Origin of the sequence: Ascidiaceihabitans sp., assembly GCF_039986515.1 — a bacterium.
Classification (GTDB): domain Bacteria; phylum Pseudomonadota; class Alphaproteobacteria; order Rhodobacterales; family Rhodobacteraceae; genus Ascidiaceihabitans.
The window spans coordinates 237860-263833 of the sequence record NZ_JBDWQO010000015.1 but is presented as its reverse complement, the minus strand read 5'-3'; the positions used below and the strand labels follow the sequence as shown (position 1 = coordinate 263833).

Below are 25974 nucleotides of genomic sequence, written 5' to 3'. Positions count from 1 at the left end.
TGTGGCACTTGCGTGACAGGGTGTACACAAGGCACATTGCCATAAAACGCATAAATGCACACTAATTACAGGCGAAAAAGTGCCGATGCAGAGCAAAGTTATTCAACAGGGCCGCGCGGAATTGCGCGATGCCCGCAAGCAAAGTCGCAGATTGTATTGGACCGTTGGCATTTTCAGCATGTTTGCGAATCTGCTTATGCTGACAGGTCCCATGTATATGCTGCAGGTTTATGACCGCGTTTTGGGCAGCAAATCCGAAGAAACTTTGATCGCTTTGTCGCTGTTGGTGGTCTTTTTGTACGGGATCATGGGTATTCTCGATTTTACCCGGGCGCGGATAATGGCGCGGGTCGGCGCCAAATTTCAGGCAATTTTGGATCGCCGGGTGTTTGATGCAGTTGTGCGCAAATCGGCCGTCGCGCCAGACATGCAAACGCAATCCGGACTTGCGGATCTTGAGGCGGTGCAACGTTTGCTGACGTCGCCGGTTCTGATGGCCTTTTTCGATTTGCCGTGGACGCCGATCTTTATCGCGGGGATTTTCCTGTTTCATCCGATGCTGGGCTGGATGGCGTTGGGCGGGGCCGCCGTTTTGATCCTGATCGCTTTGGCCAACCAATTGCTGTCGCGCAGGCCACAAATGAATGCAGGGATCGCGGGACAACAAGCGTCAAGCATGTCTGACCAGATCCGCATCGAAGCCGAAATGGTGCAAGCCATGGGCATGCGTGATGCTGCGTTTTCGCGCTGGCAGATTGCACGCAACAAAGCGTTGACGGGGCAGATCAAAGCAACCGACGTCAGCGGCGGCTTTTCGTCACTGACCAAGACGCTGCGGCTGTTTTTGCAGTCGGCGATGCTGGGGCTTGGGGCTTATCTGGTTTTGCAGGACCTTATGACACCGGGCGCTATGATCGCAGGTTCGATCTTGCTGGGACGTGCGCTGGCCCCTGTCGAAATGATGTTGAACCAATGGCCTGTTGTGCAGCGTGCGTCAAAAGGCTGGGACACTATGGCAGAGCTGTTGGGCACAGTGCCGCCGGAAAGCCAACGCACGCCATTGCCCAATCCCAAAGCGCGTTTGGTGGCCAAGGCGCTGACCATCGTCGCACCTGGTCAAAAGCAAGCGTCGCTGCGGGGGCTGAACTTTGAACTGCCGCCCGGCAAGGCGCTGGGTGTGATTGGGCCATCAGGGGCGGGTAAATCGACCTTGGCCAAGGCCGTCACGGGCGTGTGGCGTCCTGCGGGTGGCTCTATCCGTTTGGACAACGCTGCCCTTGAACATTATGCACCGGACGTTTTGGGCCAGCACATCGGTTACTTGCCACAGCGCGTGCAATTGTTCGACGGAACCATCGCCGACAATATTGCACGGTTGGCAATGAAACCGGATGCCGGAAAAGTCGTGGAAGCCGCAAAAAATGCCGCCGCCCATGAAATGATCTTGGAGCTGCCTGATGGCTACGACACCCGCCTTAGCACCGCGCAACAACGCTTGTCGGGCGGGCAAATGCAGCGCATCGGCCTTGCGCGTGCCATGTATGGCGATCCGGCAATTCTGGTGTTGGACGAGCCGAATTCGAACTTGGACAATGTCGGCAATGAGGCCCTGAACCAAGCCATTCGCGCCATCAAGGCGCGCGGTGGGTCGGTGATGATTATGGCGCACCGCCCTGCGGCCATTCAGGAATGTGACCTGCTTTTGGTCATCGACAACGGTATGCGTACGGCGTTTGGTCCGAAAGATGATGTGTTGAAATCTATGGTGAAAAACCATCAGCAGATCCAAAAAGCACCCGCCGGTGCAGGAGGTGTCACATGACCGAGCAAAAAAACCCATGGTCTGCGGTCGTTCCGGCCTCTGTCGGGCTGTTTGCATTGGTTGGGTTGTTTGGCGGGTTTGTGTTGTGGGCCACCTACACGCAAATCGCCGGTGCAATAATTTCGCCCGGCCGCATCGAAGTTGACCAAAACCGGCAAGTTGTGCAGCACCAGATTGGCGGGATCGTTGCTGAAATTCCCGTAACCGAAGGCGATACCGTCCAAGCGGGCGATGTTTTGCTGCGTCTGGATGACCAGCAGGCGCGGTCACGTTTGGCGATTCTGGAGGGACAGCTTTACGAATTGCAGTCCCGACGTGCCCGCCTTGAAGCGGAACGCGACGGCGCAGAGGTCATCGACTTTGACGCGGAACTGTTGGCCATTGGCGCAGGCAATGGTGAAATTCAGGAACTGATCGATGGGCAAAGCAATCTGTTTTATGCACGCAAGGATTCTGTTGCGGGTGAAATCTCTCAGTTGGAAAAGCGCAGATCGCAGATCGGCAATCAAATCGACGGGATCGAAGCCCAAGAAGTGTCGCTGTCCAAGCAACTTGACTTGATCACGCAAGAGCTGGCCAGCCAGCAATCCCTTCTGGACAAAGGCTTGGCGCAGGCTGGCACAGTTTTGAACCTGCAACGCCAATCCGCCAGCCTTGATGGTCAAATCGGTGAATTGATTGCCAACCGTGCGCAATCCGAAGGTCGCATGACCGAAATTGACATCGAAGTTTTGAAGCTTGGCACCACCCAACGCGAACAAGCCATCACGCAATTGCGTGATCTGCGGTACCGCGAACTTGAACTGATCGAACAACGCGCCTCTACGTTGTTGGAAATCGAACAGCTTGATATCCGCGCACCCGTGTCTGGCATCGTTTATGGCATGCGTGTTCAAACACCGCGGTCCGTTATTCGGGCGGCAGATCCGGTGTTGTTTCTGATCCCGCAAGACCGCCCGTTGTTGATCGTTTCGCGTGTTGATCCATTGCATATTGATCAGATCACTGTGGGTCAGCAGGTGAATTTACGCTTTTCTGCGCTGGACCAACGCACCACGCCCGAGCTTGTTGGACAGGTCACGCTGATCTCGGCGGATGCCTTCGACGACGAGGCGCTTGGGATCGCATACTACCGAGCGGAGATCACGTTGAACGTGGGAGAACTGGCGAAGCTGAACGAAGGGGACGTGTTGATCCCCGGCATGCCTGTCGAGGCGTTCATTCGCACCGCAGACCGGTCACCGCTTGCGTATTTGGTGAAACCGATGGCGGATTACTTCAATCGCGCCTTTCGGGAATCCTGATTGCAAATCGGCCTTTCCGTTTGCGCAATGGCGCGGTAGCGTCCGCCGCAAAACCACAGCCCCAAACAAGGAATCCCTTTATGTCTATCGAAGCACGTCTGAATGAACTTGGTGTTACTTTGCCCGAAGCCGCCGTGCCCGCTGGCAATTACGTTCCCTACGTCGTGGTGGGCGATATGGTCTATATCTCGGGGCAAATCTCGGTGGATGGCAGCGGTTTGATCAAAGGCAAGCTAGGGGACACTATGGAAACCGGCGCCGGTGCTGCCGCTGCAAAAGTGTGTGCGTTGAACCTGATCGCGCAATTGAAGGCGGCCTGTGGCGGTGATCTGGACCGGGTTGTGAAGGTTGTGAAACTGGGTGGTTTTGTAAACTCTACCCCCGACTTCACCGAGCAGCCGCAGGTGATCAACGGCGCGTCCGACTTCTTTGTGGAGGTTTTCGGGGATGCGGGCCGTCACGCGCGCGCCGCTGTGTCTGCCCCGTCTTTGCCTTTGGGCGTTGCTGTTGAAATTGAAGGCACGTTCCAGATCAAATGACACCACGGTTGCATCCCGAATTCCTGTCGCGCCCATTGGCGCACAGGGCTTTGCACGATGTTGGCAAGGGACGTCCGGAAAACAGTCGTGCCGCCATCGTGGCGGCCATGGATGCGGGCTATGGCATCGAAATTGACCTACAGCTAAGCGCCGACGGGCAGGCCATGGTGTTCCATGACGATGCTTTGGACCGTTTGGCCGATGCCACCGGACCTGTGCGCGCCCGCAGTGCCGCAGAACTGGCCGAAACGATTTTGAGTGGCAGCGCAGAAGGCGTGCCAACCTTGCAAGAGGTGCTGGCGCTTGTTGGGGGCCGTGTGCCTGTTTTGATCGAATTGAAAGATCAGGACGGTGCCATGGGGACAGACATCGGTGCCCTTGAACGTGCCACAACGCAGTGTCTGGCAGATTATACGGGACCTGTGGGGGTCATGTCGTTCAACCCCAACAGCATGGCCTGCATGGCCGAACTGCTTCCTTCAGTGCCGCGCGGTATTGTCACCAGCGCTTATGACGTGACGGATTGGGCGCCTTTGCCTGCATCCGTGTGTGATGCGCTGCGTCTGATCCCCGATTTTGACCGGGTGGCTGCGTCCTTTATCAGCCACGAAGTCTCAGATTTGGACCGCCCGCGCGTTGCCGAAATAAAAGCGCAAGGGGCGGATGTCTTGTGTTGGACCGTAAAATCGCGGGATCAGGAAAAATTGGCCCGCCGTGTCGCGCAAAATATCACCTTCGAGGGCTATCTGGCGGCGACCGCGTGTTGATCCGCCGCCGCATTGCCACACATAAGACGATATGAACACGCAGCCTTCAGACAATGGCCAACACGAGGTGGAAATCTCGGTTGTGCCCAAAATATCCGACATCGGCCCGCGCGATTGGGACGCATGTGCCTGCCCGGAAGAGGCAGATGGCGGGCGGCCGCATGATCCTTTCACCACATACCGCTTCCTGAGCGCTTTGGAATTAAGCGGATCCGTCGGCGCAGGCACAGGTTGGCAACCCCAATATCTGGTTGCGCGGATGGCCGGTCAGGTGATCGGGGTCGCCCCGCTGTATGCCAAATCCCATTCGCAGGGCGAATATATCTTCGACCACAATTGGGCCCATGCCTATGAACGGGCTGGCGGGCGATACTATCCCAAACTTCAGGTCGCTGTGCCGCATACCCCCGCCACAGGACGACGGTTTCTGGTGCATCCTGATTTTGCCGAAGCCGGGTTTTCAGCGCTTGTCCAAGGGGCGGTGCAACTGGCGCAGAACAACCGTATCTCATCTGTGCATGTGACGTTTTGCACGGCTGATGAAGCAAAATTTGGCGAAAACATGGGGCTGATGCCGCGCGTCACACAGCAGTTTCATTGGCTGAACGACGCATACGCTGGCTTTGACGGTTTTCTGGCATCGCTTAGTTCACGCAAACGCAAAAATATCCGAAAAGAACGCACGCAGGCCCAGGGCTTTGGCGGCGAGATCGTGCGGTTGACTGGCGACCAGATCCAGCCGGAACATTGGGATGCCTTTTGGGTCTTTTACCAAGATACGGGTGCGCGCAAATGGGGCACGCCTTATCTGACACGGGCGTTTTTTGACCTCGCCCAAGAGACACTTCGTGATGATATGGTTCTGGTGCTGGCGAAACGCGACGGTCAATGGGTGGCGGGTGCGCTGAACTTTATGGGGCGCGACGTGCTGTATGGTCGCTATTGGGGCTGTATCGAACACCATCCCTGCCTGCATTTTGAACTGTGCTATTATCAGGCCATCGATGCCGCGATTGACTATGGGTTGGGACGCGTCGAAGCGGGGGCGCAGGGTCAACATAAATTGGCGCGCGGGTATTTGCCGACACAAACCCACAGTTTGCATTGGGTGGCTGACGAAGGTTTTGCAAATGCTATTGGTGACTACTTGGTGGCCGAACGCGAAGCCATCGAGGAAGAAATCGAGGTTTTGACGGACTATGGGCCGTTCAAAAAGGTCCAGATTGAGGAGCAGGAATAATGGAACGACTTAGCGAAGAAACACGCGGCACGCTTTTGTCACCCTTGATCGACGCGGGTTGGTCGGTGCAACCGGATCGGGACGCCATCGAAAAAACGTATAAGTTTGCTGATTTTGCTGATGCCTTTGGGTGGATGACCAAAGCGGCGATCTGGGCGGAAAAGTGGGATCACCACCCCGAATGGTTCAATGTGTACGGTAAAGTCAAAGTGGTTCTGACGACCCATGATGTGGATGGGTTAAGCACCTTAGACATAAAGCTGGCCAGAAAGATGGATGGTTTGGCGGAATAATAGCCATCGGGGTCTATCGTCGTGATCTTCAACTTGGAAAAATCCGTTTCATTTCGCGGTCAAAGTAGGCCCATGTCATAGATGCTTTGTTCCCTGCATAGCCGTGATAATGGGATTTGCCGCTTGAGTTGGGCAAGCCCGCCCAGATTTTCGCCAGATTGTTCATGAATGTGTGCCGCTTCATCTGGCCTTTGCTGACTTCAATCAAACCCGCTTCGACCAAAAGCACATCGGCAAGCTTGTCCTGAACATCAGGCGTAAACCGCACATCGGGTGTTAACCCCAATCTTCTGGCAAGGCTTTTCAAAGTTGGTGGAATGAATTGATAGCGTCCGATGGCGTGTGGTTGCCCGGGGGTGTCGTTTATCCATTTGTAGATTTCGCCCAATGTCATTTGGGTCGGTTGTTTTGAAGGTTTAATTTTTGCCCCGTATTGCACGGCATCATATTGCTTTGATCCGGCTTCGGCCTTTGCAATCAGGTGACGGACACGGTCGACTTGGGTGCCATTGCGCGACAAGTGTATGGTGTCGGACCGCAGCGATTGTCGTTTCGGGAAAGGGGCAAAGAAACTGGCGCCTTCTTGGCCGATGAAGAGGGACGCGGTTTGAATACGATCTTTCGCGGCATCATCACTTGGCAAAAGCGCACGTCGTTGAGCCCCCACCGCGTCCATAGGCATCAGCGAAAAAGTATCAGCGGCCCCCAAATTTGGAAAAACCGCAGCACTTAGTCCCAACATTAGCGTCAATGCTATACGCTGTATCATGCACACCTCATTCTGACAGGGCATTTGTTCCCTTTATGTGCTTTGATTATTGATATTTCGTTGCCTGACGCCGCGTTTAGCGTGACACGAGGCATCCATTCGGGTGAATGAAAGATCAACACAGCAACCAACGAGGCCGCCATGTCTGCTTATCCACATCTTCTTGCCCCTCTGGATCTGGGCTTTACGACACTCAAAAACCGCGTGTTGATGGGATCTATGCACACAGGGCTTGAAGAAACCAAAGACTGGAACCGTGTCGCCGAGTTTTATGCCGAACGCGCACGCGGCGACGTCGGGTTGATGGTGACGGGGGGGATCGGCCCAAACCTTGAAGGGTCGGTCTTGCCGGGTGCCGCGATGATGACGACACAAGATGACATCGACAACCATTCCATCGTGACCAAACGCGTCCACGACGCAGGCGGCAAGATCGCCATGCAAATCTTGCATGCAGGCCGCTATGCTTACGGTCCGAAATGCGTGGCGCCTTCTGCCATCAAATCGCCAATCTCTCCGTTCCCGCCGACGGAACTGGACGAAGAGGGCATTGAAAAGCAAATTCAGGACATCGCCGACACCGCCAAACGCGCACGGGAAGCGGGCTATGACGGGGTCGAGATCATGGGATCGGAAGGCTACTTCCTGAACCAGTTTCTGGTGACCCACACCAACAAACGCGAAGACCGTTGGGGTGGATCATACGAGAACCGCATGCGTCTGCCCATCGAGGTTGTGCGCCGCACACGTGAAGCTGTAGGTGACGATTTTATCATCATTTACCGTCTGTCTATGATCGATCTGGTGCCCAACGGGTCTACCCACGACGAGGTCGTGCAACTGGCCAAAGAGGTCGAAAAAGCAGGTGCCACCATCATCAACACAGGCATCGGTTGGCACGAAGCCCGCATTCCCACGATTGCCACCTCCGTGCCCCGTGCGGCCTTTGCATGGGTCACGAAAAAGCTGATGGGGCAGGTGAATATTCCTGTCATCACATCCAACCGGATCAACACCCCCGAGGTTGGCGAAGAGGTTCTGTCGACAGGCTGCGCAGACATGGTATCGATGGCGCGTCCGATGCTGGCGGATGCACATTTCGTGGCCAAAGCGGCCGCCGGAAAAGGCGCACAAATCGCGCCTTGCATCGGCTGCAACCAAGCCTGTTTGGATCACACATTCGGCGGCAAAATCTCGTCTTGTTTGGTGAACCCGCGTGCGTGCTATGAGACAGAGTTGGTTTTGAACGCGACCGATGTCAAAAAGACCGTTGCCATTGTGGGGGCGGGGCCTGCTGGTCTGTCAACAGCAATGGCCGCGGCCGAGCGTGGCCACACGGTTACTGTGTTCGACAAATCGGACGAGATTGGCGGCCAGTTAAACATGGCCAAACAGGTCCCCGGCAAAGAGGAATTCTGGGGGCTGGTCGATTGGTACCGCACCATGATGGACGAGATGGGCATTACCGTGGAATTGGGCCGCGAAGTCGGTGCGGATGATTTGACAGGCTTCGATGAGGTCGTGATCGCAACAGGCGTTATGCCCCGCGATCCGGGAATTCCGGGTCAGGACGGTGACAATGTACTAAGCTACATCGATGTGCTGCGGGCCAAAGCGCCAGTGGGCAAAAAGGTGGCAGTGATCGGTGCCGGTGGCATCGGTTTTGACGTGTCTGAATATCTGGCCCACGAAGGCGAAAGCACGACAGTGAACCTGCCTGCGTGGATGACCGAATGGGGCGTTACAGATCCAGCAGAACACCGTGGTGGTTTGGCGCCAGAAGGGCCGCAACCGCATGCGCCTGCACGGCAAATCACACTATTGCAGCGCAAAGCGCAAAAGCACGGCAAGAACTTGGGCAAAACCACGGGCTGGATTCACCGCGCCGCGCTTAAGATGAAGGACGTGGAATTTGTGGGTGGCGTGAATTATGAAAAGATCGACGACAAGGGGCTGCATGTGTCCTTTGGCGAAGCGCGTGAAAACCCGACCCTGATCGAAGCCGATACAATCGTAATGTGTGCCGGACAATTGCCCGAACGGTCGCTGGCCGATGCGCTTGAGGCCAAAGGGATCAACGCCCACGTGATTGGCGGCGCGGATGTCGCAGCTGAACTGGACGCCAAGCGCGCGATCGATCAAGGCACGCGGCTGGCTGCGACGCTGTAAGCGATCCCACATTCGGGCAAGGTGGCGTAAAACAGAACGCGCCTATGCCTATTTGTGCTTTTGACATTTCATCTGACGGGGTTGCCCGTCCGGTGATGGACATTGACGACCGCGCCGCAGTGCCTGCGCAGGGCTACCGCTGGGTGCATTTTGATCGTGCGGATTCTGATCTGGAACACTGGATTGCCGACAATGTTCCCGAATTGCCCGGTCAAGCTTTGTTGCACAGGTTGATGGACGCGGTCGGGGATGTGTTCGCCGCGACCGCGCATCAACAGGCCATCAACGCGAAGTCAGCAATCAAACCACTTTGCTTTTAGAAGAACTGGAAGCCCTGAAGGGACGGTTGGCGGCTGTACAGGATCAACATGACAGCGCGCACAACGCTGTGCAAAATGGTCATGCCTATGTCTTGTCAATTGTCGCGGCGGTGTTTTTACCGTTGGGTTTTTTTGACGAGGCTGTTCGGGGTAAATGTGGGTAGGATGCCCGGTTTGGACAATCCGCTGGCGTTTCTTTGGTTGTGTTTTGTGATGGTGGGGGCGACTTTGCTTGCTGTTGTGATTTTACGTCTCAATAAATGGATTTGAAACATTTGCTCATGACTGTTTTTCTTTTCCGGGTTCTGTTTCTATGGTTGGACTGATGCAAAGGGACATTTAATATCGCGGTTTCTCCACATACCGAAGTGCAAGACGGCATGAACGCGGTTTTCCCGCGCCTGTGGCGGTATTGCATGTCGTTGACGGGACAGCGCGATTGGGCGGATGATCTGGCCCAAGTGACGTGTTTGCGTGCGATTGAACAGGCAAGCAAGTTTCAACCAGGGACACATCTGGACCGATGGATGTTTCGCATGGCCCAGCGTGTGTGGCTGAACGAGCTGCGGTCGCGCAAAGTGCGTATGGGCGCAGGGCAGGTTCCTGTCGAAGATGTAGACCTTATCGACACAAAACCGGATTCCGAGACGAATATTTTTGCGCGTGACGTGTTATCTCAGGTGATGGGGTTGCCCGAAGCGCAGCGACAATCGGTCTTGTTGGTCTATGTGGAAGGCTACAGCTATAAAGATGCCGCCGAGATTATGGAGATCCCGATTGGCACAGTCATGAGCCGCCTTGCAGCCGCGCGACGTGTGATTACATCTTCTATGCCTACTGAGGTTTCGGCGGGCGCAACAGTCGGTGAAGGAACCGGGACATGACGTTGAACGCACAGTTCACGGATGAACAACTGACGTCTTACCTTGACGGGGAAGCCGCGGATGACCTGTGCGCGGCTATTGATGTAGCTTTGGAAACGGACGAAACACTTGGCGATCGTTTGGTTGGTTTGGATATTCCGATGGCCGAACTGGACGCGGCGTTTGCCGGTTTGTTGGCAGATGCCCCTGCGATGCCGCCTTTGGACGTGCCAAACCAGACGCCCAATGTGCCGGAACCTGCCAACCTGAACCGTGGTATAGGTTGGTTGGGCGGTATGGGAGTGTTCGGCACTGGCATTGCCGCGGGCGTTGCGATGATGTTGTTTGTGGGCACAAGCACATTTACAGGAACGGGCACCACGCCAGAGCCTGCGGCTCCGGGCTGGAAGGCCGTCGTTGCCAGCTATCAGTCACTGTATACGCAGCAGACCGTTGCAGGTTGGACCCCCACGCCGGAACAGACACAGACGCAGCTTGCCAACGTGTCGCAGTTGGTTGGCGCGGATTTGACAGGATTGCCTGCGATCGAAGGCCTTACGTTCAAACGTGCCCAAATTCTTGGCTTTAATGGCAAACCTTTGGTGCAGATCGCCTTTGCCCGTGCCGATGGTACACCGGTGGCCCTGTGCATCATCGCGGCCAAATCCAAAGAAGCCAAAGCCATGCAAGCTGAAATATTGGGCGGCATGGCTGCGGCCAGTTGGAATTTGGAGGGCCGCGCGTATCTGTTGATAGGGGGTGACGCACAGGCCGCCACCCAAAGCGAAGCGGACGCCTTTGAAGCCTGGGCAGCCACTGTGGCGGATATTTAGCTTAATGCAGTTTCTGTCGCGGTTTGTGAGCGCGGCCACATTGATCCCGAGAGGTATCTACGTCGCGTATCTGTTCTTATGGGCGTTTGCCGCGCTTATTTTCTTTGGAGGGCCGAGCGAGTACATTTCCGGAAGAGTTGTTTTTCGGAGCGGTGTGGTGGTCTTTGGCGCTATCCCATTCATCGTTTTTATTATTGTGCTGGTGATGCGTGAATTCAAAAACTCAGACAAATTTTGATCGGATCGGGTCCGCATTGTTCAACAACGCGATCAAGAAACACACTGTTCCGCTGTTTCCCCGCCATGAACGATCCCTGTAAATACCCCCGTATTATCCCACCATTGCCCTGATCCTGCCCAGATTGACCCCGATACATATCCTCAAGAAACGAGCAGATAATGAATTCGGAAGGACAGGCCAAATGGACCGTCTCACAGAAATGGAAGCCTTTGCCACAGTCGTGGATCAAGGTGGATTTACAGATGCCGCCAAGAAAATGGGGATTTCCAAATCCGCAGTTTCCAAACACGTATCTAGCCTTGAAGCCCGCCTTGGTGCGAGGCTTTTGAACCGCACGACACGCCGCGTGTCGCCCACTGAAATTGGCCTTGCCTATTACGACCGTGCCCGCCGCGTTCTGAACGATGCAGGCGAAGCGGATGCTTTGGTGACATCGATGCAATCTGCGCCTTCGGGCTTGTTGCGCATATCGGTGGCCACAGATTTCGGAGTCAATCACCTGTCCCCGGCGTTGTCAGAGTTCCTTGAGGACTTCCCGGACATCACCGTCAACATGGTGTTGAACAACCGCTACGTTGAGCTGATTTCCGAAGGCTTCGATATGGCCGTGCGCATCGGTGAGCTGGAAGACAGCACCCTGCGTGCCCGCAAGCTTACAGAAACCACCAAGCGCATGATCGCCTCACCGGCCTATTTTGAAAAATACGGTCGCCCCGAAAAGATCGATGACTTGAACGATCACAAGCTGTTGCACTATTCAAACCAGTCTTCAGGAAACATGTGGAAACTGACAGCCCCGTCAGGTGAAAAACGCCAAGTGCGCACGGCTGGCTGGTTGTCGGTGAACGACGGACAATCCTTGTTGAATGCGGCGATTTCTGGCCTCGGCATCGCGTATTTGCCAAGCTATCTTTATGCCGATGCGATGGCGCAGGGATTGGTGGAAGACGCCATTCCGGAGCTTCCGATGGAAACCCAAGGTATTTATGCAGTGTACCCTCCGGGTCGCTTCACACAGCCTAAGGTCCGCGCATTCATCGATTTTCTGGTCCATGCGTTTGCCGAAAAAGGCCCGTCGCAGTGGTAATTTGAACAACGAGACTTCTTTTCCGTCCTCCCCAAGGAAAAGAACAAACTGGCCCCGGTGTTGCAGCACCGGGGTTTTTTCATGTCTCGCATGCCAAAAGGTTAGCAGCCGCAAACGTCATCCGGCTGGCAGAACAATCGCTTCGACCCGCCGGTTCGTTTCGCGGCCTTCCTTGGTCAGGTGGGTGGCGGCAGGCGCCAGATATCCCATGCCTTCTGCATCCAGCCGCGCGGGATCCACGCCATGTGCATCAATCAGTCGTTGCCGCACGGATTGGGCGCGTTTTTTGGACAGCGCGATGTTTCCGGTCAGGCCGCCTACGGAATCTGTGTGCCCGACAAGGGCCATCCGAATATCGCTGCGCTGCGCCAGTAAACCTGCCAGATCCGCAAGGATTGGAAAGGGACCTGCCCCAAGATCAGATGTGCCTGTGGCAAAATCCAGCTCTGTCAGGACAAGCGATCCTTTTGCCACCAGACTGTCGATCCCTTCCGGGGCGGGTAGCGGGGTGTTCAAAGCAGGTTCTGGAATTTGCCCTGTGGCTTGCACCGATGTTTTGCTTACGATGTCACCCGCCTGAATGACCTGTACATGAGCCACGGTTTCAGATGTGCTGACAAACAGCCCCACCACTTTTGTTGGCGCACTGACCGGGCCAAGATGCGCTGCCAAGAAGCGGTAGGCGCGGATATTCACATACATGTTGGGGGCGGGTAAAACTTCGGTGGCAAACCGGAAATCGAACCCTCCGCAGGTGTTTTGTGTGCAATCTAGCGCGATGTCATAGCCCGCATCGATCAATTGTTCGCGCAAGGGCGCCAGCACTTGCAACGGTGTCAGCCCCGGTGAGGAAATGCGCCATGCGGCGCGGCGCACTTCGCCCTCAACCGTGACAGACGGGATGCCCGCAATGCCGAATGGCGCCAAAGGTAACGTGTAGCCATCCAGCTTGGAATTGCGTTCCGCCGTGAGCCTGGCGTTTGCAGGCAGGTTCAGGTCCAGCGCAAATGCCGCCGGGGCCGGGGCGCAAAGCAACGCCAGAAGGGTGAGCGCACGGATCATCTATGCTGGCTGTGATATGGGTCGTTGGGGCGCATGTCGGTGGCACTGGCCACGCGATTGGTCATGTTGAAGAACCCAACGACGGAGGCGATGTCGAAGATGTCACGATCCGAAAACCCCTGATCGCGCAATCCTTGTCGGTCGCTTTCGGATGTTTTGTAGCTGGCCACTGTCAAGTTTTCCGCAAAGGTCAAAACAGCCACCATACGCGGTTCCAGGTCAGCGACACGCCAGTTCATCACCAATTGTTCGCCCAGCATCGGATTGCCCGACAACTGCCGCACGGCGGCACCATGTGCTGTCAGGCAATAGTAACATTTATTGATGGATGACACGACCACGGCGATCATTTCGCGTTCCAGCTTGGTCAACCCGCTGTCGCCCAACATCAAGTCGTTGTACATGGCCGTGAACGCATCGAATTTGGTCATGTTGAAGGTGTATGCCTGAAGGACATTCGGCACCATTCCAAGTTTTTCCTGACAGATGTCAAAGTACTTTTGCTTGTCTGCGGGCATCGGATCAACCGGCGGCAGATCAAGGGCAGTGGGTTGTGTTTTGGTCATTTTATTGCTCCATCTTTGCCCTGTAGTGATAACCACCTGCAGGTCCAAAACCTAAATTCCGGTAGAGGGCATTGGCCCCTGTGTTGTCTTTAGTGGTCAACAAAGCCAGCGTATCAGCCCCGTGCAATTGACCCCAAAACGCGGCCTGGCGCATGATCCATTGGGCCACGCCTTGGCGGCGCTGATGGGGCAGAACTTCGACGGCATGCACCATAGCTATGTGTTCGTGCAGTCCAACAAAACCCGCGCCCGCCGGTTTTTCGTTCCAGCGCGCCAGGATCGCTGTTTTTTGCGCAGCGCGGCCCATGACGGCCAAGCGTTCGGGGCCGATGCCGCCTTTGGCCCAGATCTCGGCCATGATGGCTAGCGGTTCCCAAATGCAAAAGGTCGTGACACGTGGGATGGGTATTTGCGTCAATCGCGTGATGGGCATGGTATAAAGCACCGTTGGGTCGTGCATCACGTAGCCGCGTTGCGCCAGTTGGGCGTCCAGCGCGTCTTCGTGAGGGCGCAGCATGAAACGCGGGGTCTGGCCGATGTCGCGCATCGCCTGTTCTGCTGCATCCAACGCCGCATCATCCAAAGCGGCGTTTGCCGTGGCCGCCGACACACGGCTGCCCCCGCCCAGCCCCTCACGTACAGTGACGCCCCCCACATCAAAGCGGCGTGCCGCAGGCCATGTGGCGTCCAGTGCCGCGAAATGGGGGGCCGCGAAATAGGGGGCCGTATCGGTCATTCGGGAAAGGCCGCCGCCAGCTTTTCCATCGCTTCGGACAGCATTGCCATGTCGGTGCCACGCATCACGATATTGGCGCCATATTTGCCGTCTTTCTGGTAGGGGTAGCTTCCCATGCTCAGCGCCGGATAGGCATTGGCCAGTTCGCCCAAAGGACCAGCAATATCGCCTTCGCCCCGTTCAATACGTAGTGTTTTGGAAATCAGCGGATCACCGCCCGTCAATGTTGGCAAAACACTGGCAACCATAGCTTGAAACACCGCAGGCACACCCGCCATCACGTGCACGTTTTGAATTGAAAAGCCCGGCGCCACGGACACAGGATTGTCGATCAACGTGGCGCTGTCGGGGATGCGTGCCATGCGCAAGCGGGCGGCGTTCAGGTCGGTGCCTTGCTTGTCGTAGTGGGCTTGCAACAAAGCCCGCGCATCGGCGCGAATGTCGATGGGATCATTAAAGGCGGCTGCGATACAGTCAGCGGTGATGTCGTCATGGGTCGGGCCGATGCCGCCTGACGTGAACACCGTGTCATAGGCGTCTGACAAGGCTTTGACTGCCGCGACGATGGCGTCCGGATCATCGGAGACCACCCGCACTTCGCGCAGATCAATGCCGCTTTCGGTCAATTGCCCGGCAAGATGGTGCATATTGGCGTCGCGGGTACGACCGGACAGGATTTCGTCGCCGATCACCAACATGGCGGCAGTGGGGTTTGGCATGCAAAGCGCTCCTTGAAGGGGTCTGACCTTGGGTATAGTCCTGCGGCCATGCGCTTTCAAACCGAACTTGTCCCCGCCCGCCTTATTCGCCGCTACAAACGGTTTCTTGCGGATTGCGTATTGGACGATGGCCGCGAAGTTGTGGCCCATTGTGCTAACCCCGGATCAATGATGGGGCTGGCGGAAGAAGGCATGAAAATCTGGCTGGAACCCAATGATGATCCCAAAAAGAAGTTGAAATTCGGGTGGCGGTTGGTCGATCACGAAAACGGGCATTTCACAGGGGTGGACACGTCGGTGCCCAACCGCGCCTTGAAAATGGCATTGGAAAACGGTGTGGTCGAAGCGCTCAGTGCCTATAAAACCGTGCGCCCCGAGGTCAAATACGGTGAAAAATCCCGTATCGATTTTTTGCTGCAACAAAACGGACTGCCCGACGTTTATGTCGAAGTGAAATCCGTGACCCTGTCGCGCACAATTGGCCAAGCTGAATTCCCCGACAGCGTGACGGCGCGCGGGGCAAAGCATTTGGCTGAATTGACGCAAATGGTGCGTGATGGCCACCGCGCTGTGATGCTGTATCTGGTGCAGCGCACGGATTGCACCACATTCACACTCGCAAATGATATCGACCCCAAATATCACGCTGCCTATCTGTTGGCCCGCGACGCAGGTGTTGAAACGCTTTGCATCGGCACCAATATCACCCCCGACAGCATTACTTTGGGCAGTCCGCTATCCATTGGCATCTAGGCCCACCCGCGTTAAACACACCAAAAGACATCACCCGGAGCACCGCGATGAACACCGCAGACCGTGGCCGCCTGACAAAAGACGGCATCCGCATTTATGACCCTTCCGATTCCGCAGGCATGTATGCTGCCGGGGCATTGGCCGCGAAAATTCTGGACGACATTGCCGCACATGTATTTGTCGGCCAAACAACAGGCGCCATCGACAAAGCCATCGAAGATATGGTGGATGCGGCGGGGGCGACCTCAGCCACGATCGGGTACAAGGGTTACAAACACGCATCGTGCATTTCGATCAACCACGTGGTGTGCCACGGCATCCCCGGCGACAAACGTCTGAAAGACGGAGACATCGTCAACATCGACGTGACCGTGATTGTCGATGGCTGGTTTGGCGACACTTCGCGGATGTATGTTGCCGGCAAACTGCCGCGCAAAGCCGAACGGCTGATCCAAGTCACGCATGACGCATTGATGCTGGGCATTGAGGCTGTGAAACCGGGCAACACCTTTGGCGACATCGGCTTTGCAATCCAAAGTTTTGTGGAAAGCCACCGCATGTCTGTGGTGCGTGATTTTTGCGGGCATGGTTTGGGCCGTGTTTTTCATGCGCCGCCCAATGTGTTGCACTACGGCAAGCCGGGCAACGGTGCCGTGCTGGAACCGGGTATGTTTTTTACCATTGAACCTATGGTCAATCTTGGGCGTCCGGAAACCAAAACACTTGCAGATGACTGGACTGCCGTGACACGCGATAAATCGCTGTCGGCACAGTTTGAACATTCGGTTGGCGTGACCGAAGACGGGGTCGAGATTTTCACGCAATCTGCGGCAGGCACGTTCCACCCGACCTATGGCCAAAGCTGACGCAATTGAACAGGCCGCCGCATTGTTTGACGGCGGCGCATTTGAAACGGCGCTGGGCGCGTTGGTGGGCTATGCCACCGAAAGCCAGGCCGCAGGAAATCATGCAGCGCTGGATGCTTATCTGGACGATGCGATCACCCCGCGTCTTTTGGCGCTTGGCTTCGACGTTGAAAGACACGCGGGTCATTTCCTGATCGGGCAACGCATCGAAGACCCCGATCTGACCACTGTGCTGATCTATGGCCACGGCGATGTGACCCATGGTCAAAAAGGGGCATGGGCGGGTGACATGGACCCGTTTGTTTTGACGGATGCAGGCGACAGATGGTTCGGTCGGGGAACAGCCGACAACAAAGCTCAACACCTGATCAACCTTATGGCCCTCGAAGCGGTTTTGGGTGCGCAAGGCAGCCTTGGGTTCAATGTCAAAATCTTGATGGAAATGGCGGAAGAAGTCGGATCACCGGGTCTTGAGACATTTTGCGCGACACACAGCACCACTTTGCAAGCGGATGTATTGATCGCGTCGGACGGGCCGCGTTTGCAGGCGGACACGCCCACGCTTTTCATGGGGTCGCGCGGGGCAATTGACTTTGATCTAAGCGTCCACCTGCGCGAGGGTGCGCATCATTCAGGCAATTGGGGCGGGTTGTTGGCAGACCCCGCGATGATTTTGGCGCAGGCCCTGGCGGTGATCACGGATGCCCGTGGCCAGTTGCTGGTCGAGGCATGGAAACCTGACAGCTTGACACCAGCGGTTCGCGCGGCGCTGGACGGTTTGCCGATCGAGATGGCGGATGGTCCGGATGTTGATCTGAGTTGGGGTGCCGCCGATTTAACGCCTGCGGAACGGGCGTATGGGTGGAACAGCTTTGCGGTTCTTGCGATGCAAAGCGGTGTACCGGATGCGCCCCAGAATGCCATCAGCGGCAAGGCGTCCGCTCGATGTCAGTTGCGCTTTGTTGTGGGCACGGACGTCGATCAAATCCTTCCCAGCCTGCGCAGCCATCTTGCAGCGCAGGGGCTCCAAAGCGTCACGGTCACGCCCGGTGACGGATATTTTCCTGCCACACGTCTTGATCCTGATGACCCTTGGGTCACGCGGGTTGCAACGTCCATCACAGATACAACAGGGCAGGCGCCGCATATTTTGCCGAACCTTGCCGGATCGCTGCCCAACCATTGCTTTGCGGATGTATTGCAGCTGCCCACAATTTGGGTGCCGCACAGCTATCGGGGATGCAACCAACATGCGCCAAATGAACATGTGCTGAAATCGACGTGTCGGGATGCCTTGATCCTGATGGCAGGATTGTGGAGCGATCTGGCAGCCTAAAGCAGTTCCAAAAGGGTCACATGGGTGTCACCGTATTTGCGCTGGTCCAGCAAGGTGAACCCTTCAGGGGCCAACATCGGCGCACTTTCTTCCCAAACGAGTGTGGCATTCGCCGCCAGCCAACCGCCTTCTTTCGCGGCCAACAAAGCGCGTTGCCCCATACCTTTGCCGTAGGGCGGATCCAGAAACACCAGATCAAATGGGGCTTCGGGACAGGGCCCTAGTTTTGTGGCGTCCATGCGCATGACGTGCGTTTGATCGGCGCAGCGCAGCTTGGCGATGTTTTCGGCAATCAGACGCTGGCCGACGCGCCCGTTTTCCACAAAGGTGACGGATGTGGCGCCGCGCGAAAGGGCCTCAAGGCCCAAGGCGCCGGTACCTGCAAACAGATCCAAAACCCGTGCCGCGTCAATCACATCGCGGCTGGTCAGCGCCGAAAACAGGCTTTCGCGCACGCGGTCGGACGTGGGGCGCAGATGGGCGCCCTTATCGCCCTTGCCCAGATGGGCCAGCGCGGTGCTGCGCCATGTGCCTGCAATGATCCTCAAGACTTGAGCAAGGCCTTCATGTCGGTGTCGGAGTCAGCGATGGTTTGGGGGGCGGGGGATTTGCCCGCCTCGATCAGGCGTTTGCCGATCATATATCCCCGCGGGTCATTGGCCGCGTCCACCGCCAGCAATGTGTCGCCTTGATAGTACCAAAAGGACGTTGCCCCATCCAAGCTGCGGGTCACGACGGTGTCGTAGCCGGTGTTTAACCCCGCGATTTGCAATTTCACATCGTATTGATCCGACCAGAACCATGGTTTGGCTGTATAGGCCGTATCTGCCCCCATTATATTTGTGGCCACACATTCGGCTTGATCGATGGCGTTTGGCACACTTTCCAAACGAATGCGCCCGTCGCGGTATGGAAAGGACGCGCAATCGCCTGCGGCCCAGATATGCGGGTTGCTGGTGCGGCCATGACTGTCTGTTTTGATCCCGTTTTCGACGGTGACGCCTGCCATATCCGCCAATGCCGTTGCAGGCTGGATACCGACACCCACGATGACAAAGTTCACGTCCAATGCCGTGCCATCGGTCAACAACGCACCGGTTACAGCACCTTCGCCAGTCAAGCGTTCCAAGCCCACGCCTTCGCGGATGGTGACGCCGTGGCGTGTGTGCAAATCGCGAAAGAAGTCAGAGGTTTCGGGGGCCGCAACACGTTGCAAAATGCGGTCTGCCATTTCGACAAGCGTCACCTGCAACCCCAGCTTGGACGCGACGGCTGCGGCCTCTAGCCCGATATAGCCGCCGCCCACGATCAGAACTTTTGCGCCTTTGGTAAACCGCGGCGCCATCGTGTCTACATCCGCCAGATCACGCACCACAAACACGCCGTTTAATGCGCCGCCGATGCTGGCAGGCAAGCGGTTGGGAACAGATCCTGTGGCCAGAACCAGATCGTCATAGTCCAGAACATCGGGCCCGGCGGTGACCGTTTTGGCCGCCGCATCAATGGCCGTGACGCGGGTGTTCATGCGCAGATCAATATCGTTTTCCGCATAAAAACTTTCGGGGCGCAAGAACATGCGTTCCAGCGCCATATCGCCCATCAAATAGGCCTTGGAAAGAGGGGGGCGTTGGTAGGGGGGCACAGGTTCTTCGCCAATCAACGTGACCGCGCCCTCAAAACCGCTATTGCGCAGTTTCGCGACACAAGATGCTCCGGCTTGACCGGCTCCAATAACAACGATTTTTCGCATTTCGATCCCCTTCATGCCAATTCTGCTGGCAGCCTTATGTCCCTGACTCTATATCTGCACCACAGACAAATTCAATTCCCTAGAAAGGTTCTACCCATGGCGATCAAGCAAGGCGACACGCTTCCCGACACAACATTGGTCGAAATGACCGCCGATGGGCCTGCGCCCGTGAAATTGTCCGACAAAACCAAAGGCCGCAAAGTTGTGATTTTTGCTGTGCCGGGCGCCTTTACCCCCACATGTCATTCAGCGCATGTGCCAAGCTTTATCCGCACCAAGGACCAGTTTGACGCCAAGGGCGTGGATGAAATCATCTGTGTGTCAGTGAATGATCCCTTCGTGATGAACGCATGGGGCGAAGCAACGGGCGCTACAGCGGCGGGCATCACAATGCTGGGCGACGCGGAAAGCGCGTTCACAAGTGGAATTGGCATGGACTTTAGTGCACCACCTGCAGGTTTGATGGCGCGGTCCAAGCGGTATGCGATGCTGGTGGACGACGGCGTGGTGTCGCTGCTTCAGGAAGAAGAAAACCCCGGCATGTGTGAAGTATCAGCCGGTGAGGGCCTGCTTGCATCTATGTAAGCTTGCACCCTGATCAATGACACAGGCCCGTCCCGTAGGGGATGGGCCTTTTTTCATGGTGGCTCCCCTGATAAGTCTGCACAAAAGGAACATGATATGACGCCCGAAGACATCGCAAAACTGCCCTACCGCCAAAATGTCGGCGTCATGGTATTGAACGCCCAAGGTCAGGTTTTTGTGGGGCAGCGCAAAGACAACGCTGTTGCGGCTTGGCAAATGCCGCAAGGCGGGATCGACAAGGGCGAGGATGCACGCACAGCCGCCTTGCGCGAACTGGAAGAAGAAACCGGGATTGCGCCCGCTTTGGTGACGATCGTGGCGCAAAGCGAAGACTGGATCCCTTACGATTTGCCCCATGCCCTTGTGCCTAAATTGTGGAAAGGGCGGTACCGCGGTCAGGAACAGAAATGGTTTCTGATGCAGTTTTCGGGCACCGACGCAGATGTGAACATCCAGACAGAACATCCAGAGTTTTCGGCATGGCGCTGGCTGGATTCTGCCGATCTGGTGAACAACATTGTACCGTTCAAACGCGATGTTTACGTTAAGGTAGTCGAAGCTTTCAAAGAGTATCTGTGATGCGGTTCATTGCCTTTTTGATTTGTCTGGTGGCGCCGTTGCCTGCGATGGCCTTGTCTTGTGCACGGCCTTCCGTGGAACGCAGCTATGGGCAAGCCGCCAAGGCAGATGAAAGCTATGTGGTGGTCAAAGGCCGACTGACCTTTGATGAAAGCAAGTTGCCCAAGGCAAACACGCAAACCCAAACCGCGCCAAAACGGACTGTGATCAAAGCCCGCTTTCAGGGTCATGCGCTAAGTGGTGCGGATTTTTCGACCAGTTTTAATGCCGCACTAAACTACGAAGTGCGGTGTTTGGTTGTGTGGTGTGGCGGTGGGCAAAGCGGCGAAGAAATCATTGCGTTTGTTCAGAAAACACCGTCCGGTTACACCCTTGAAATGGGGCCATGTGGCGGGTGGGCTTTTCCAGCCACGCGCAAAAATACCATGGCTGTTTTGTCTTGCGCACGCGGGTCGACTTGCACGCGCTGAACGCTAGTCAAAGATAGGGACATGGGGCGCGTGGTTGCGCGTAAACCCTGCAGTACCTTTGATTCGGTTGTCGGGGGCAATTTCGATCTGTTGGCGCATGGGCGTGAACCCGGAGCGCCGATAAAATGACAGCGCTTGCGGGCTGTCCAAAGTGCACGTGTGCACATAAAATAACGTGATCGGCGCGGCCCAGGCCACATCAATCGCGTGGGTCATGAATGACCGCCCGACCCCTTTGCCGATCAGGGCATCGGTCAGCCCGAAAAAGGCCAGCTCACAGGTGCCGTCTTGGCGGAAATCCAGTTCAAGCAGGGCTTCGTCCTGTCCGTCTACGGACAAGGTAAAGATGCGCACTTTGGGGTCGTGTATAATCGCTGCCAGGTCCGCATCCGACAGCTCAAGTCGTGAAAACCACAGCCAGTCCGCGCCGACGCGGCGATAGATGTCGCGGTACCAGTCCAGTGTCGGGGATGGCACTGTGCGCAATGTGATCCCGTCTGGCAGGCACACCTGTGTTATTGCGGGTTTGGCGTGCATTTCCAGATGGGTGACGACCATCGCAAGGCGCCCTGCAGGCACATCATGATAGCCGTCTGTCAGCATCAAACCAGACCTTCAGCCTTGAAGACATCCATCATGTCGCGTTCGGGACGCGGCCCGACGTGGCTTATCACCTCGAATGCGCAGACATTGCCCATGCGCCCGCATGTGTTCAGATCGCGTCCTGTGGCCAGCCCGAACAGGAAGCCTGCAGCGAATTGGTCGCCTGCACCTGTGGCGTCAACGGGAACAATCGTTTGCACAGGCACGTCTACGCGTTCGTCGCCACGCACAATTGTGACGCCTTGGCCAGATCGGGTGCAAACCACCAGCGGACACATCGCGGCTGTTTTGGCCAGCGCTTCTTCGACGTCGTCGGTTTCAAACAACGACTTCATTTCAGCTTCGTTGCCAATGACAAAATCCAGTTCTTCCCCGATCATGCGCAAAAAGTCGGGGCGGTGACGGTTGACGCAGAAAGGGTCAGAGATTGCGATGCCAGCCATACCGCCGGCTTGGCGTGTCAAACGGGAGGCTTGCAAAAATGCTTCTTTGCCTGCGTCTTTGTCGAACAAATATCCCTCAAGGAACATGATTGCGGTGTCGGATGCCACATCCTCTGGTACGTCGTCGGGGCCGAGCTCTGTTGAGATGCCAAGATACGTGTTCATCGACCGCTCCCCGTCTGGGGATACAAAAATCATGCTGCGCGATGTGGGAAGATCATCGTCTTCGACAGGCGTGTTTATGAAATCTGTGCCATCTTCGATCATGGATTCAGCGTAGAAGGTGCCCAAGATGTCGTTGCGGACCCGACCGATGAAGGCGGTGGGCAACCCAAGCGACCCTATGCCTGCAATCGTGTTGGCAACCGATCCACCGGGCGTTTGCACACGGCTGGCTGGCATCGTTGAAAAAAGTGCGGCAGAGCGGTCTTTTTCGACCAGCTGCATGATGCCTTTTTCGATGTCGTTTTCTTTCAGGAAGCCTTCGGAACATTGGGCGATTACGTCAACAACGGCGTTGCCTATGCCAACCACTTGATACTTCGTCATTCAGTTTTGTCCTCAAATACGCAGAGATCGCGGATGATGCAGGTGCGGCACATGGGTTTGCGTGCCTTGCAGTGATAACGCCCGTGCAGGATCAACCAGTGATGGGCATGAAGCTGAAAATCAGCAGGAATATTGTCTTCGATGGCACGTTCTACCGCATCAACGGTTTTGCCGGGCGCAATCTTGGTGCGGTTGCCGACGCGAAAGATATGGGTGTCCACGGCTTGGGCGGGCTGGCGCCACCACATGTTCAGCACAACATTGGCGGTCTTGCGTCCCACACCGGGCAGCGATTGCAGCGCTGCGCGGGAATTGGGCACAACACCGTCATAGTCATCCACCAAAATCTGGCTAAGTTTCATCACGTTTTTCGCCTTTTGGCGAAACAGACCGATGGTTTTGATGTGCTCGGTCAGCCCTTCAAGCCCCAAATTCAGCATCTTTTGCGGTGTATCTGCGATCTGGAACAATGCGCGCGTGGCTTTGTTCACACCCACATCTGTAGATTGGGCTGACAGCGCAACGGCAACGACAAGTGTATAGACGTTGACATGCTCCAGCTCCCCTTCGGGTTCCGGGTCAGCGTCCTGAAAACGCTCAAAGATCGCGCGGATCGTGTGGTAGTCCAACTGCTTTACCATGTTTGTCCTATGCCTGTTTGGCGGGTGTGCTGCAAGCGTTTGGGACAATTGCGCATATTTCGGGTCGCCGGGTGTGTGCCCTTTGCCTAAGTTGGGGGCATGACACAGATTGATGAACAAACGTCCGGATACCATTACGGCGTGATGCGCCGCGCCATCGAGGTAATCGACAATGCCGAAGAGGGCCTTGGCCTTGATGCGCTTGCCACCCAAATGGGCATGAGCCCCGCCCATTTCCAGCGCGTGTTCAGCCGTTGGGTGGGCGTCTCGCCCAAACGCTATCAACAGTATCTGACGCTTGGGCATGCCAAAACACTGCTGCGGGACCGGTCATCGACAATGGATGCAGCACAGGGCAGCGGATTGTCGGGCACAGGGCGTCTGCATGACCTTTTTCTACGTTGGGAAGCCATGAGCCCCGGGGACTACGCGAAAGGCGCTGTTGGGCTGACGATCTATTGGGGGTGGTTTGAAAGCCCCTTTGGCCCAGCCGTTGTCATGGGAACAGACCGTGGCATTTGCGGGTTGGGTTTGGCGGCTGAGTTGGGCGAAGAAGAAGCGATGCAGGATCTGATGCGGCGCTGGCCAAACGCCACATTTGTTGAAGATCCCATGCGGTTGCGCCCTTGGGTGCTGGCAGCCTTTGGCGCAAAGGATGCGACTTTGGAAAAGGCCCCGTTGTTTTTGATTGGGGCCCCTTTCCAGATAAAGGTTTGGGAAGCGCTTTTGACCATTCCGTCAGGCCATGTCACCACCTATGGTGACATCGCCGAGCGCATCGGCAACCCCCGCGCCGTGCGGGCAGTTGGCACCGCGGTGGGCCGCAATCCGGTCAGTTGGTTGATCCCCTGCCACCGGGCTTTGCGCAAATCGGGGGGCTTGGGGGGATACCATTGGGGGCTGCCGATGAAACGGGCTATGCTTGCCTTTGAAAGTGCGCAGGCAGAAGCCTGATACAAGATGCGTTTTATGCAGCCCCACAGGCCATCGCTTGTGCGGCGGCCTGCGGGGCTGAGGTCTATCTAGTAACACCGCCTTTGCGCATATGCCGCGTTCAGTTTCGACAATTGGGTGCGTGCATCCTGCGCCGTCAGATCGCCTGCCAGACTTTCAAGCCCGCCTTCCAGCCGCTCCGAGGAGCTGTCGCCCGCAAGGGAGTCAATCGTCCCCAAAAAGCTGTCGAGCGTGGCGTCTTTTTCAACCTGCGTGAAGTGCCCGATTTCGCGGGCCAGCTCTGTGCAGCTCATGCTTTCGATGGGTTTGTGGTAGGTGGGTTCGTCACAGGCGCCTAAGGCCAAAGCCGCAGCCATCGCGGCTGTCAGTATCAAAGCACGTTTCATAGTCGATTGCCCTTACTCAGAGTATTCGTGGCGATGCGCCACATAATCACAGGCAGTCTCACTGCTGTCTGCTTGTCCTTGCGGGGTGTCCGGAACCAACCCGGGTTGCTGGCGTAGCCCCCACAGCGTGATCGCCAAAAAGACAGCCAGCCCCAACACGGTAAAAAACGCGGTTGGCAGCGCATTTGGCCACAAGCCCAGAACTGTGTTGAGGTCCAGAATTTGCGCGACCCAGAACAACAAAGCCAAAGTGCCGATCACAAAATCCAGTTCAATTCGGTCTGTTCAGTGCTGGCATAGACGTCTTTCAAGCGCTGCCGGTACTGGATAAGCCGCCGGATGATCCAGAACAGGTACACCGCAATCTGCACATGGATCGCAAGCTCCAGAAGGCCGATCACCACGATAAACACAACTGGCCACCCAAGGGACAGAATAAGATCATCGTCAAAGACACCGGCTTGAAGATCAGAGGGCAACCATGCCACGGCCAGTCCGGCAATCACCGCCAGCAGCGGCAACAGCATGTGCACAAACAACCGGTTTGGCCGACTTTGGGATGTCGATGTCAGGGTGAAAACATAGAACCACAAAAAGGGGGTAAAACACAGCGCGCTGGCCAGGTTGAGAACAACCAGCAACATGTGTGTTTTGGGCAAGATGCCGCCGATTTGATTTTCCCCTTATTCAGTCAGCGTTAAGTTGCCATATATAATGACATGACAACGA

General features: G+C 56.2%; 31 protein-coding genes. 18 read left to right on the top strand and 13 right to left on the bottom strand.

The genetic code is table 11. From position 1 onward, the window contains the following. Positions 1-85 precede the first annotated feature (85 nt). The 6 genes from ABJL60_RS15880 to ABJL60_RS15855 all read left to right on the top strand — a co-directional run bounded on the left by ABJL60_RS15880 (position 86) and on the right by ABJL60_RS15855 (position 5965). Positions 86-1822 carry a type I secretion system permease/ATPase gene (locus ABJL60_RS15880; RefSeq protein ID WP_348374577.1) on the top strand — a complete coding sequence of 579 codons (1737 nt, stop codon included), beginning with the start codon at positions 86-88 and terminating at the stop codon, positions 1820-1822. Then, positions 1819-3126, top strand: a complete 1308-nt coding sequence (locus tag ABJL60_RS15875) for an HlyD family type I secretion periplasmic adaptor subunit (protein ID WP_348374576.1) — start codon at positions 1819-1821, stop codon at positions 3124-3126. Before ABJL60_RS15880 ends, ABJL60_RS15875 begins: the two co-directional genes overlap by 4 nt. Before the next feature lie 80 nt (positions 3127-3206). Next, a complete protein-coding gene (locus tag ABJL60_RS15870) occupies positions 3207-3665 on the top strand; it encodes a RidA family protein (RefSeq protein WP_348374575.1) in 459 nt (152 codons plus the stop codon). Then, a complete protein-coding gene (locus ABJL60_RS15865; RefSeq protein WP_348374574.1) occupies positions 3662-4432 on the top strand; it encodes a glycerophosphodiester phosphodiesterase family protein in 771 nt (256 codons plus the stop codon). Before ABJL60_RS15870 ends, ABJL60_RS15865 begins: the two co-directional genes overlap by 4 nt. A gap of 31 nt (positions 4433-4463) precedes the next feature. Further along, the gene (locus tag ABJL60_RS15860; protein ID WP_348285707.1) at positions 4464-5672 is read left to right on the top strand and encodes a GNAT family N-acetyltransferase; all 1209 of its coding nucleotides are present in this window, start codon (positions 4464-4466) and stop codon (positions 5670-5672) included. After that, a complete protein-coding gene (locus ABJL60_RS15855) occupies positions 5669-5965 on the top strand; it encodes a 4a-hydroxytetrahydrobiopterin dehydratase (RefSeq protein ID WP_108829726.1) in 297 nt (98 codons plus the stop codon). The genes ABJL60_RS15860 and ABJL60_RS15855 overlap by 4 nt, the downstream gene beginning before the upstream one ends. 28 nt (positions 5966-5993) lie before the next feature. On the opposite strand, the gene ABJL60_RS15850 is transcribed toward ABJL60_RS15855, so the two are convergent. Further along, positions 5994-6734, bottom strand: a complete 741-nt coding sequence (locus tag ABJL60_RS15850; protein ID WP_348374573.1) for a hypothetical protein — start codon at positions 6732-6734, stop codon at positions 5994-5996. A gap of 141 nt (positions 6735-6875) precedes the next feature. Here ABJL60_RS15850 and ABJL60_RS15845 point away from each other — a divergent pair, with 141 nt between their 5' ends. The 5 genes from ABJL60_RS15845 (at position 6876) to ABJL60_RS15825 (ending at position 12247) form a co-directional block, all read left to right on the top strand. Next, positions 6876-8903, top strand: coding sequence for an NADPH-dependent 2,4-dienoyl-CoA reductase (locus ABJL60_RS15845; protein ID WP_348374572.1), 2028 nt, complete (start codon positions 6876-6878; stop codon positions 8901-8903). A gap of 44 nt (positions 8904-8947) precedes the next feature. Next, the gene (locus ABJL60_RS15840; protein WP_348374571.1) at positions 8948-9223 is read left to right on the top strand and encodes a hypothetical protein; all 276 of its coding nucleotides are present in this window, start codon (positions 8948-8950) and stop codon (positions 9221-9223) included. A 380-nt stretch (positions 9224-9603) separates the two neighbouring features. Next, positions 9604-10107: an RNA polymerase sigma factor gene (locus tag ABJL60_RS15835; protein ID WP_348285702.1), complete on the top strand. Its 504-nt coding sequence runs from the start codon at positions 9604-9606 to the stop codon at positions 10105-10107. Next, positions 10104-10919, top strand: a complete 816-nt coding sequence (locus ABJL60_RS15830; RefSeq protein ID WP_348374570.1) for a hypothetical protein — start codon at positions 10104-10106, stop codon at positions 10917-10919. The genes ABJL60_RS15835 and ABJL60_RS15830 overlap by 4 nt, the downstream gene beginning before the upstream one ends. Before the next feature lie 422 nt (positions 10920-11341). Next, complete coding sequence (locus tag ABJL60_RS15825) at positions 11342-12247, top strand: LysR family transcriptional regulator (RefSeq protein ID WP_108829722.1); 906 nt, start codon at positions 11342-11344, stop codon at positions 12245-12247. Between the two features lie 117 nt (positions 12248-12364). Here ABJL60_RS15825 and ABJL60_RS15820 read toward each other — a convergent pair whose 3' ends face one another. The 4 genes from ABJL60_RS15820 to ABJL60_RS15805 are packed head-to-tail and all read right to left on the bottom strand — an operon-like array spanning position 12365 to position 15330. Next, complete coding sequence (locus ABJL60_RS15820) at positions 12365-13309, bottom strand: OmpA family protein (RefSeq protein WP_348374569.1); 945 nt, start codon at positions 13307-13309, stop codon at positions 12365-12367. After that, entirely contained in the window at positions 13306-13875 is a 570-nt protein-coding gene (locus ABJL60_RS15815; RefSeq protein ID WP_348374568.1) for a peroxidase-related enzyme, read from the bottom strand. Before ABJL60_RS15815 ends, ABJL60_RS15820 begins: the two co-directional genes overlap by 4 nt. Position 13876: 1 nt before the next feature. After that, positions 13877-14611 (bottom strand): GNAT family N-acetyltransferase, encoded by a 735-nt coding sequence (locus tag ABJL60_RS15810; RefSeq protein ID WP_348374567.1) that lies wholly within the window; start codon positions 14609-14611, stop codon positions 13877-13879. Continuing rightward, on the bottom strand, positions 14608-15330 hold the full coding sequence (locus tag ABJL60_RS15805) for a molybdopterin-binding protein (protein ID WP_348374566.1): 723 nt from the start codon (positions 15328-15330) through the stop codon (positions 14608-14610). Before ABJL60_RS15805 ends, ABJL60_RS15810 begins: the two co-directional genes overlap by 4 nt. A gap of 48 nt (positions 15331-15378) precedes the next feature. Here ABJL60_RS15805 and sfsA point away from each other — a divergent pair, with 48 nt between their 5' ends. The 3 genes from sfsA to ABJL60_RS15790 are packed head-to-tail and all read left to right on the top strand — an operon-like array spanning position 15379 to position 18285. Further along, complete coding sequence (gene sfsA, locus ABJL60_RS15800; protein ID WP_348285697.1) at positions 15379-16083, top strand: DNA/RNA nuclease SfsA; 705 nt, start codon at positions 15379-15381, stop codon at positions 16081-16083. A gap of 47 nt (positions 16084-16130) precedes the next feature. Next, positions 16131-16949, top strand: a complete 819-nt coding sequence (map, locus tag ABJL60_RS15795) for a type I methionyl aminopeptidase (protein WP_348285696.1) — start codon at positions 16131-16133, stop codon at positions 16947-16949. Then, positions 16936-18285 (top strand): M20 family metallopeptidase, encoded by a 1350-nt coding sequence (locus ABJL60_RS15790; RefSeq protein WP_348374565.1) that lies wholly within the window; start codon positions 16936-16938, stop codon positions 18283-18285. Before map ends, ABJL60_RS15790 begins: the two co-directional genes overlap by 14 nt. Here ABJL60_RS15790 and rsmD read toward each other — a convergent pair. Beyond that, entirely contained in the window at positions 18282-18833 is a 552-nt protein-coding gene (gene rsmD, locus ABJL60_RS15785) for a 16S rRNA (guanine(966)-N(2))-methyltransferase RsmD (protein ID WP_348374564.1), read from the bottom strand. The two genes, ABJL60_RS15790 and rsmD, sit on opposite strands and share 4 nt — an antisense overlap. After that, positions 18830-20035, bottom strand: coding sequence for an FAD-dependent oxidoreductase (locus tag ABJL60_RS15780; RefSeq protein WP_348374563.1), 1206 nt, complete (start codon positions 20033-20035; stop codon positions 18830-18832). Before ABJL60_RS15780 ends, rsmD begins: the two co-directional genes overlap by 4 nt. Positions 20036-20131: 96 nt before the next feature. Here ABJL60_RS15780 and ABJL60_RS15775 point away from each other — a divergent pair, with 96 nt between their 5' ends. The 3 genes from ABJL60_RS15775 to ABJL60_RS15765 all read left to right on the top strand — a co-directional run bounded on the left by ABJL60_RS15775 (position 20132) and on the right by ABJL60_RS15765 (position 21669). Further along, positions 20132-20620, top strand: coding sequence for a peroxiredoxin (locus tag ABJL60_RS15775; protein WP_108829713.1), 489 nt, complete (start codon positions 20132-20134; stop codon positions 20618-20620). 96 nt (positions 20621-20716) lie between these two features. Beyond that, positions 20717-21199 (top strand): RNA pyrophosphohydrolase, encoded by a 483-nt coding sequence (locus tag ABJL60_RS15770; RefSeq protein WP_348374562.1) that lies wholly within the window; start codon positions 20717-20719, stop codon positions 21197-21199. Continuing rightward, complete coding sequence (locus ABJL60_RS15765; RefSeq protein ID WP_348285691.1) at positions 21199-21669, top strand: hypothetical protein; 471 nt, start codon at positions 21199-21201, stop codon at positions 21667-21669. The genes ABJL60_RS15770 and ABJL60_RS15765 overlap by 1 nt, the downstream gene beginning before the upstream one ends. A 3-nt stretch (positions 21670-21672) precedes the next feature. Here ABJL60_RS15765 and ABJL60_RS15760 read toward each other — a convergent pair whose 3' ends face one another. The 3 genes from ABJL60_RS15760 to nth are packed head-to-tail and all read right to left on the bottom strand — an operon-like array spanning position 21673 to position 23905. Further along, the gene (locus tag ABJL60_RS15760) at positions 21673-22272 is read right to left on the bottom strand and encodes a GNAT family N-acetyltransferase (RefSeq protein ID WP_348374561.1); all 600 of its coding nucleotides are present in this window, start codon (positions 22270-22272) and stop codon (positions 21673-21675) included. After that, positions 22272-23264, bottom strand: coding sequence for an adenosine kinase (locus ABJL60_RS15755; RefSeq protein ID WP_348285689.1), 993 nt, complete (start codon positions 23262-23264; stop codon positions 22272-22274). The genes ABJL60_RS15760 and ABJL60_RS15755 overlap by 1 nt, the downstream gene beginning before the upstream one ends. Then, positions 23261-23905: an endonuclease III gene (gene nth / locus ABJL60_RS15750; RefSeq protein ID WP_348374560.1), complete on the bottom strand. Its 645-nt coding sequence runs from the start codon at positions 23903-23905 to the stop codon at positions 23261-23263. The genes ABJL60_RS15755 and nth overlap by 4 nt, the downstream gene beginning before the upstream one ends. Positions 23906-24004: 99 nt before the next feature. Between nth and ABJL60_RS15745 the strand changes: the two genes are divergently transcribed. Further along, on the top strand, positions 24005-24859 hold the full coding sequence (locus ABJL60_RS15745) for a bifunctional helix-turn-helix domain-containing protein/methylated-DNA--[protein]-cysteine S-methyltransferase (RefSeq protein ID WP_348374559.1): 855 nt from the start codon (positions 24005-24007) through the stop codon (positions 24857-24859). A gap of 68 nt (positions 24860-24927) precedes the next feature. On the opposite strand, the gene ABJL60_RS15740 is transcribed toward ABJL60_RS15745, so the two are convergent. Genes ABJL60_RS15740 through ABJL60_RS15730 form a run of 3 tightly spaced genes read right to left on the bottom strand, consistent with a single transcriptional unit; the run spans position 24928 to position 25904 of the window. Further along, the gene (locus ABJL60_RS15740) at positions 24928-25245 is read right to left on the bottom strand and encodes a hypothetical protein (protein WP_348374558.1); all 318 of its coding nucleotides are present in this window, start codon (positions 25243-25245) and stop codon (positions 24928-24930) included. A gap of 12 nt (positions 25246-25257) precedes the next feature. Then, on the bottom strand, positions 25258-25506 hold the full coding sequence (locus ABJL60_RS15735) for a hypothetical protein (protein ID WP_348374557.1): 249 nt from the start codon (positions 25504-25506) through the stop codon (positions 25258-25260). After that, on the bottom strand, positions 25503-25904 hold the full coding sequence (locus ABJL60_RS15730) for a hypothetical protein (RefSeq protein WP_348374556.1): 402 nt from the start codon (positions 25902-25904) through the stop codon (positions 25503-25505). The genes ABJL60_RS15735 and ABJL60_RS15730 overlap by 4 nt, the downstream gene beginning before the upstream one ends. Positions 25905-25974 lie beyond the last annotated feature (70 nt).

Excerpts from the sequence above, each read along its gene's own strand:
- ABJL60_RS15880 (WP_348374577.1), top strand. The coding sequence starts at position 86 with ATGCAGAGCAAAGTTATTCAACAGGGCCGCGCGGAATTGCGCGATGCC.
- ABJL60_RS15875 (WP_348374576.1), top strand. The coding sequence starts at position 1,819 with ATGACCGAGCAAAAAAACCCATGGTCTGCGGTCGTTCCGGCCTCTGTC.
- ABJL60_RS15870 (WP_348374575.1), top strand. The coding sequence starts at position 3,207 with ATGTCTATCGAAGCACGTCTGAATGAACTTGGTGTTACTTTGCCCGAA.
- ABJL60_RS15865 (WP_348374574.1), top strand. The coding sequence starts at position 3,662 with ATGACACCACGGTTGCATCCCGAATTCCTGTCGCGCCCATTGGCGCAC.
- ABJL60_RS15860 (WP_348285707.1), top strand. The coding sequence starts at position 4,464 with ATGAACACGCAGCCTTCAGACAATGGCCAACACGAGGTGGAAATCTCG.
- ABJL60_RS15850 (WP_348374573.1), bottom strand. The coding sequence starts at position 6,734 with ATGATACAGCGTATAGCATTGACGCTAATGTTGGGACTAAGTGCTGCG.
- ABJL60_RS15845 (WP_348374572.1), top strand. The coding sequence starts at position 6,876 with ATGTCTGCTTATCCACATCTTCTTGCCCCTCTGGATCTGGGCTTTACG.
- ABJL60_RS15840 (WP_348374571.1), top strand. The coding sequence starts at position 8,948 with ATGCCTATTTGTGCTTTTGACATTTCATCTGACGGGGTTGCCCGTCCG.
- ABJL60_RS15835 (WP_348285702.1), top strand. The coding sequence starts at position 9,604 with ATGAACGCGGTTTTCCCGCGCCTGTGGCGGTATTGCATGTCGTTGACG.
- ABJL60_RS15830 (WP_348374570.1), top strand. The coding sequence starts at position 10,104 with ATGACGTTGAACGCACAGTTCACGGATGAACAACTGACGTCTTACCTT.
- ABJL60_RS15825 (WP_108829722.1), top strand. The coding sequence starts at position 11,342 with ATGGACCGTCTCACAGAAATGGAAGCCTTTGCCACAGTCGTGGATCAA.
- ABJL60_RS15820 (WP_348374569.1), bottom strand. The coding sequence starts at position 13,309 with ATGATCCGTGCGCTCACCCTTCTGGCGTTGCTTTGCGCCCCGGCCCCG.
- ABJL60_RS15815 (WP_348374568.1), bottom strand. The coding sequence starts at position 13,875 with ATGACCAAAACACAACCCACTGCCCTTGATCTGCCGCCGGTTGATCCG.
- ABJL60_RS15810 (WP_348374567.1), bottom strand. The coding sequence starts at position 14,611 with ATGACCGATACGGCCCCCTATTTCGCGGCCCCCCATTTCGCGGCACTG.
- ABJL60_RS15805 (WP_348374566.1), bottom strand. The coding sequence starts at position 15,330 with ATGCCAAACCCCACTGCCGCCATGTTGGTGATCGGCGACGAAATCCTG.
- sfsA (WP_348285697.1), top strand. The coding sequence starts at position 15,379 with ATGCGCTTTCAAACCGAACTTGTCCCCGCCCGCCTTATTCGCCGCTAC.
- map (WP_348285696.1), top strand. The coding sequence starts at position 16,131 with ATGAACACCGCAGACCGTGGCCGCCTGACAAAAGACGGCATCCGCATT.
- ABJL60_RS15790 (WP_348374565.1), top strand. The coding sequence starts at position 16,936 with ATGGCCAAAGCTGACGCAATTGAACAGGCCGCCGCATTGTTTGACGGC.
- ABJL60_RS15780 (WP_348374563.1), bottom strand. The coding sequence starts at position 20,035 with ATGCGAAAAATCGTTGTTATTGGAGCCGGTCAAGCCGGAGCATCTTGT.
- ABJL60_RS15775 (WP_108829713.1), top strand. The coding sequence starts at position 20,132 with ATGGCGATCAAGCAAGGCGACACGCTTCCCGACACAACATTGGTCGAA.
- ABJL60_RS15770 (WP_348374562.1), top strand. The coding sequence starts at position 20,717 with ATGACGCCCGAAGACATCGCAAAACTGCCCTACCGCCAAAATGTCGGC.
- ABJL60_RS15765 (WP_348285691.1), top strand. The coding sequence starts at position 21,199 with ATGCGGTTCATTGCCTTTTTGATTTGTCTGGTGGCGCCGTTGCCTGCG.
- ABJL60_RS15760 (WP_348374561.1), bottom strand. The coding sequence starts at position 22,272 with ATGCTGACAGACGGCTATCATGATGTGCCTGCAGGGCGCCTTGCGATG.
- ABJL60_RS15755 (WP_348285689.1), bottom strand. The coding sequence starts at position 23,264 with ATGACGAAGTATCAAGTGGTTGGCATAGGCAACGCCGTTGTTGACGTA.
- nth (WP_348374560.1), bottom strand. The coding sequence starts at position 23,905 with ATGGTAAAGCAGTTGGACTACCACACGATCCGCGCGATCTTTGAGCGT.
- ABJL60_RS15745 (WP_348374559.1), top strand. The coding sequence starts at position 24,005 with ATGACACAGATTGATGAACAAACGTCCGGATACCATTACGGCGTGATG.
- ABJL60_RS15740 (WP_348374558.1), bottom strand. The coding sequence starts at position 25,245 with ATGAAACGTGCTTTGATACTGACAGCCGCGATGGCTGCGGCTTTGGCC.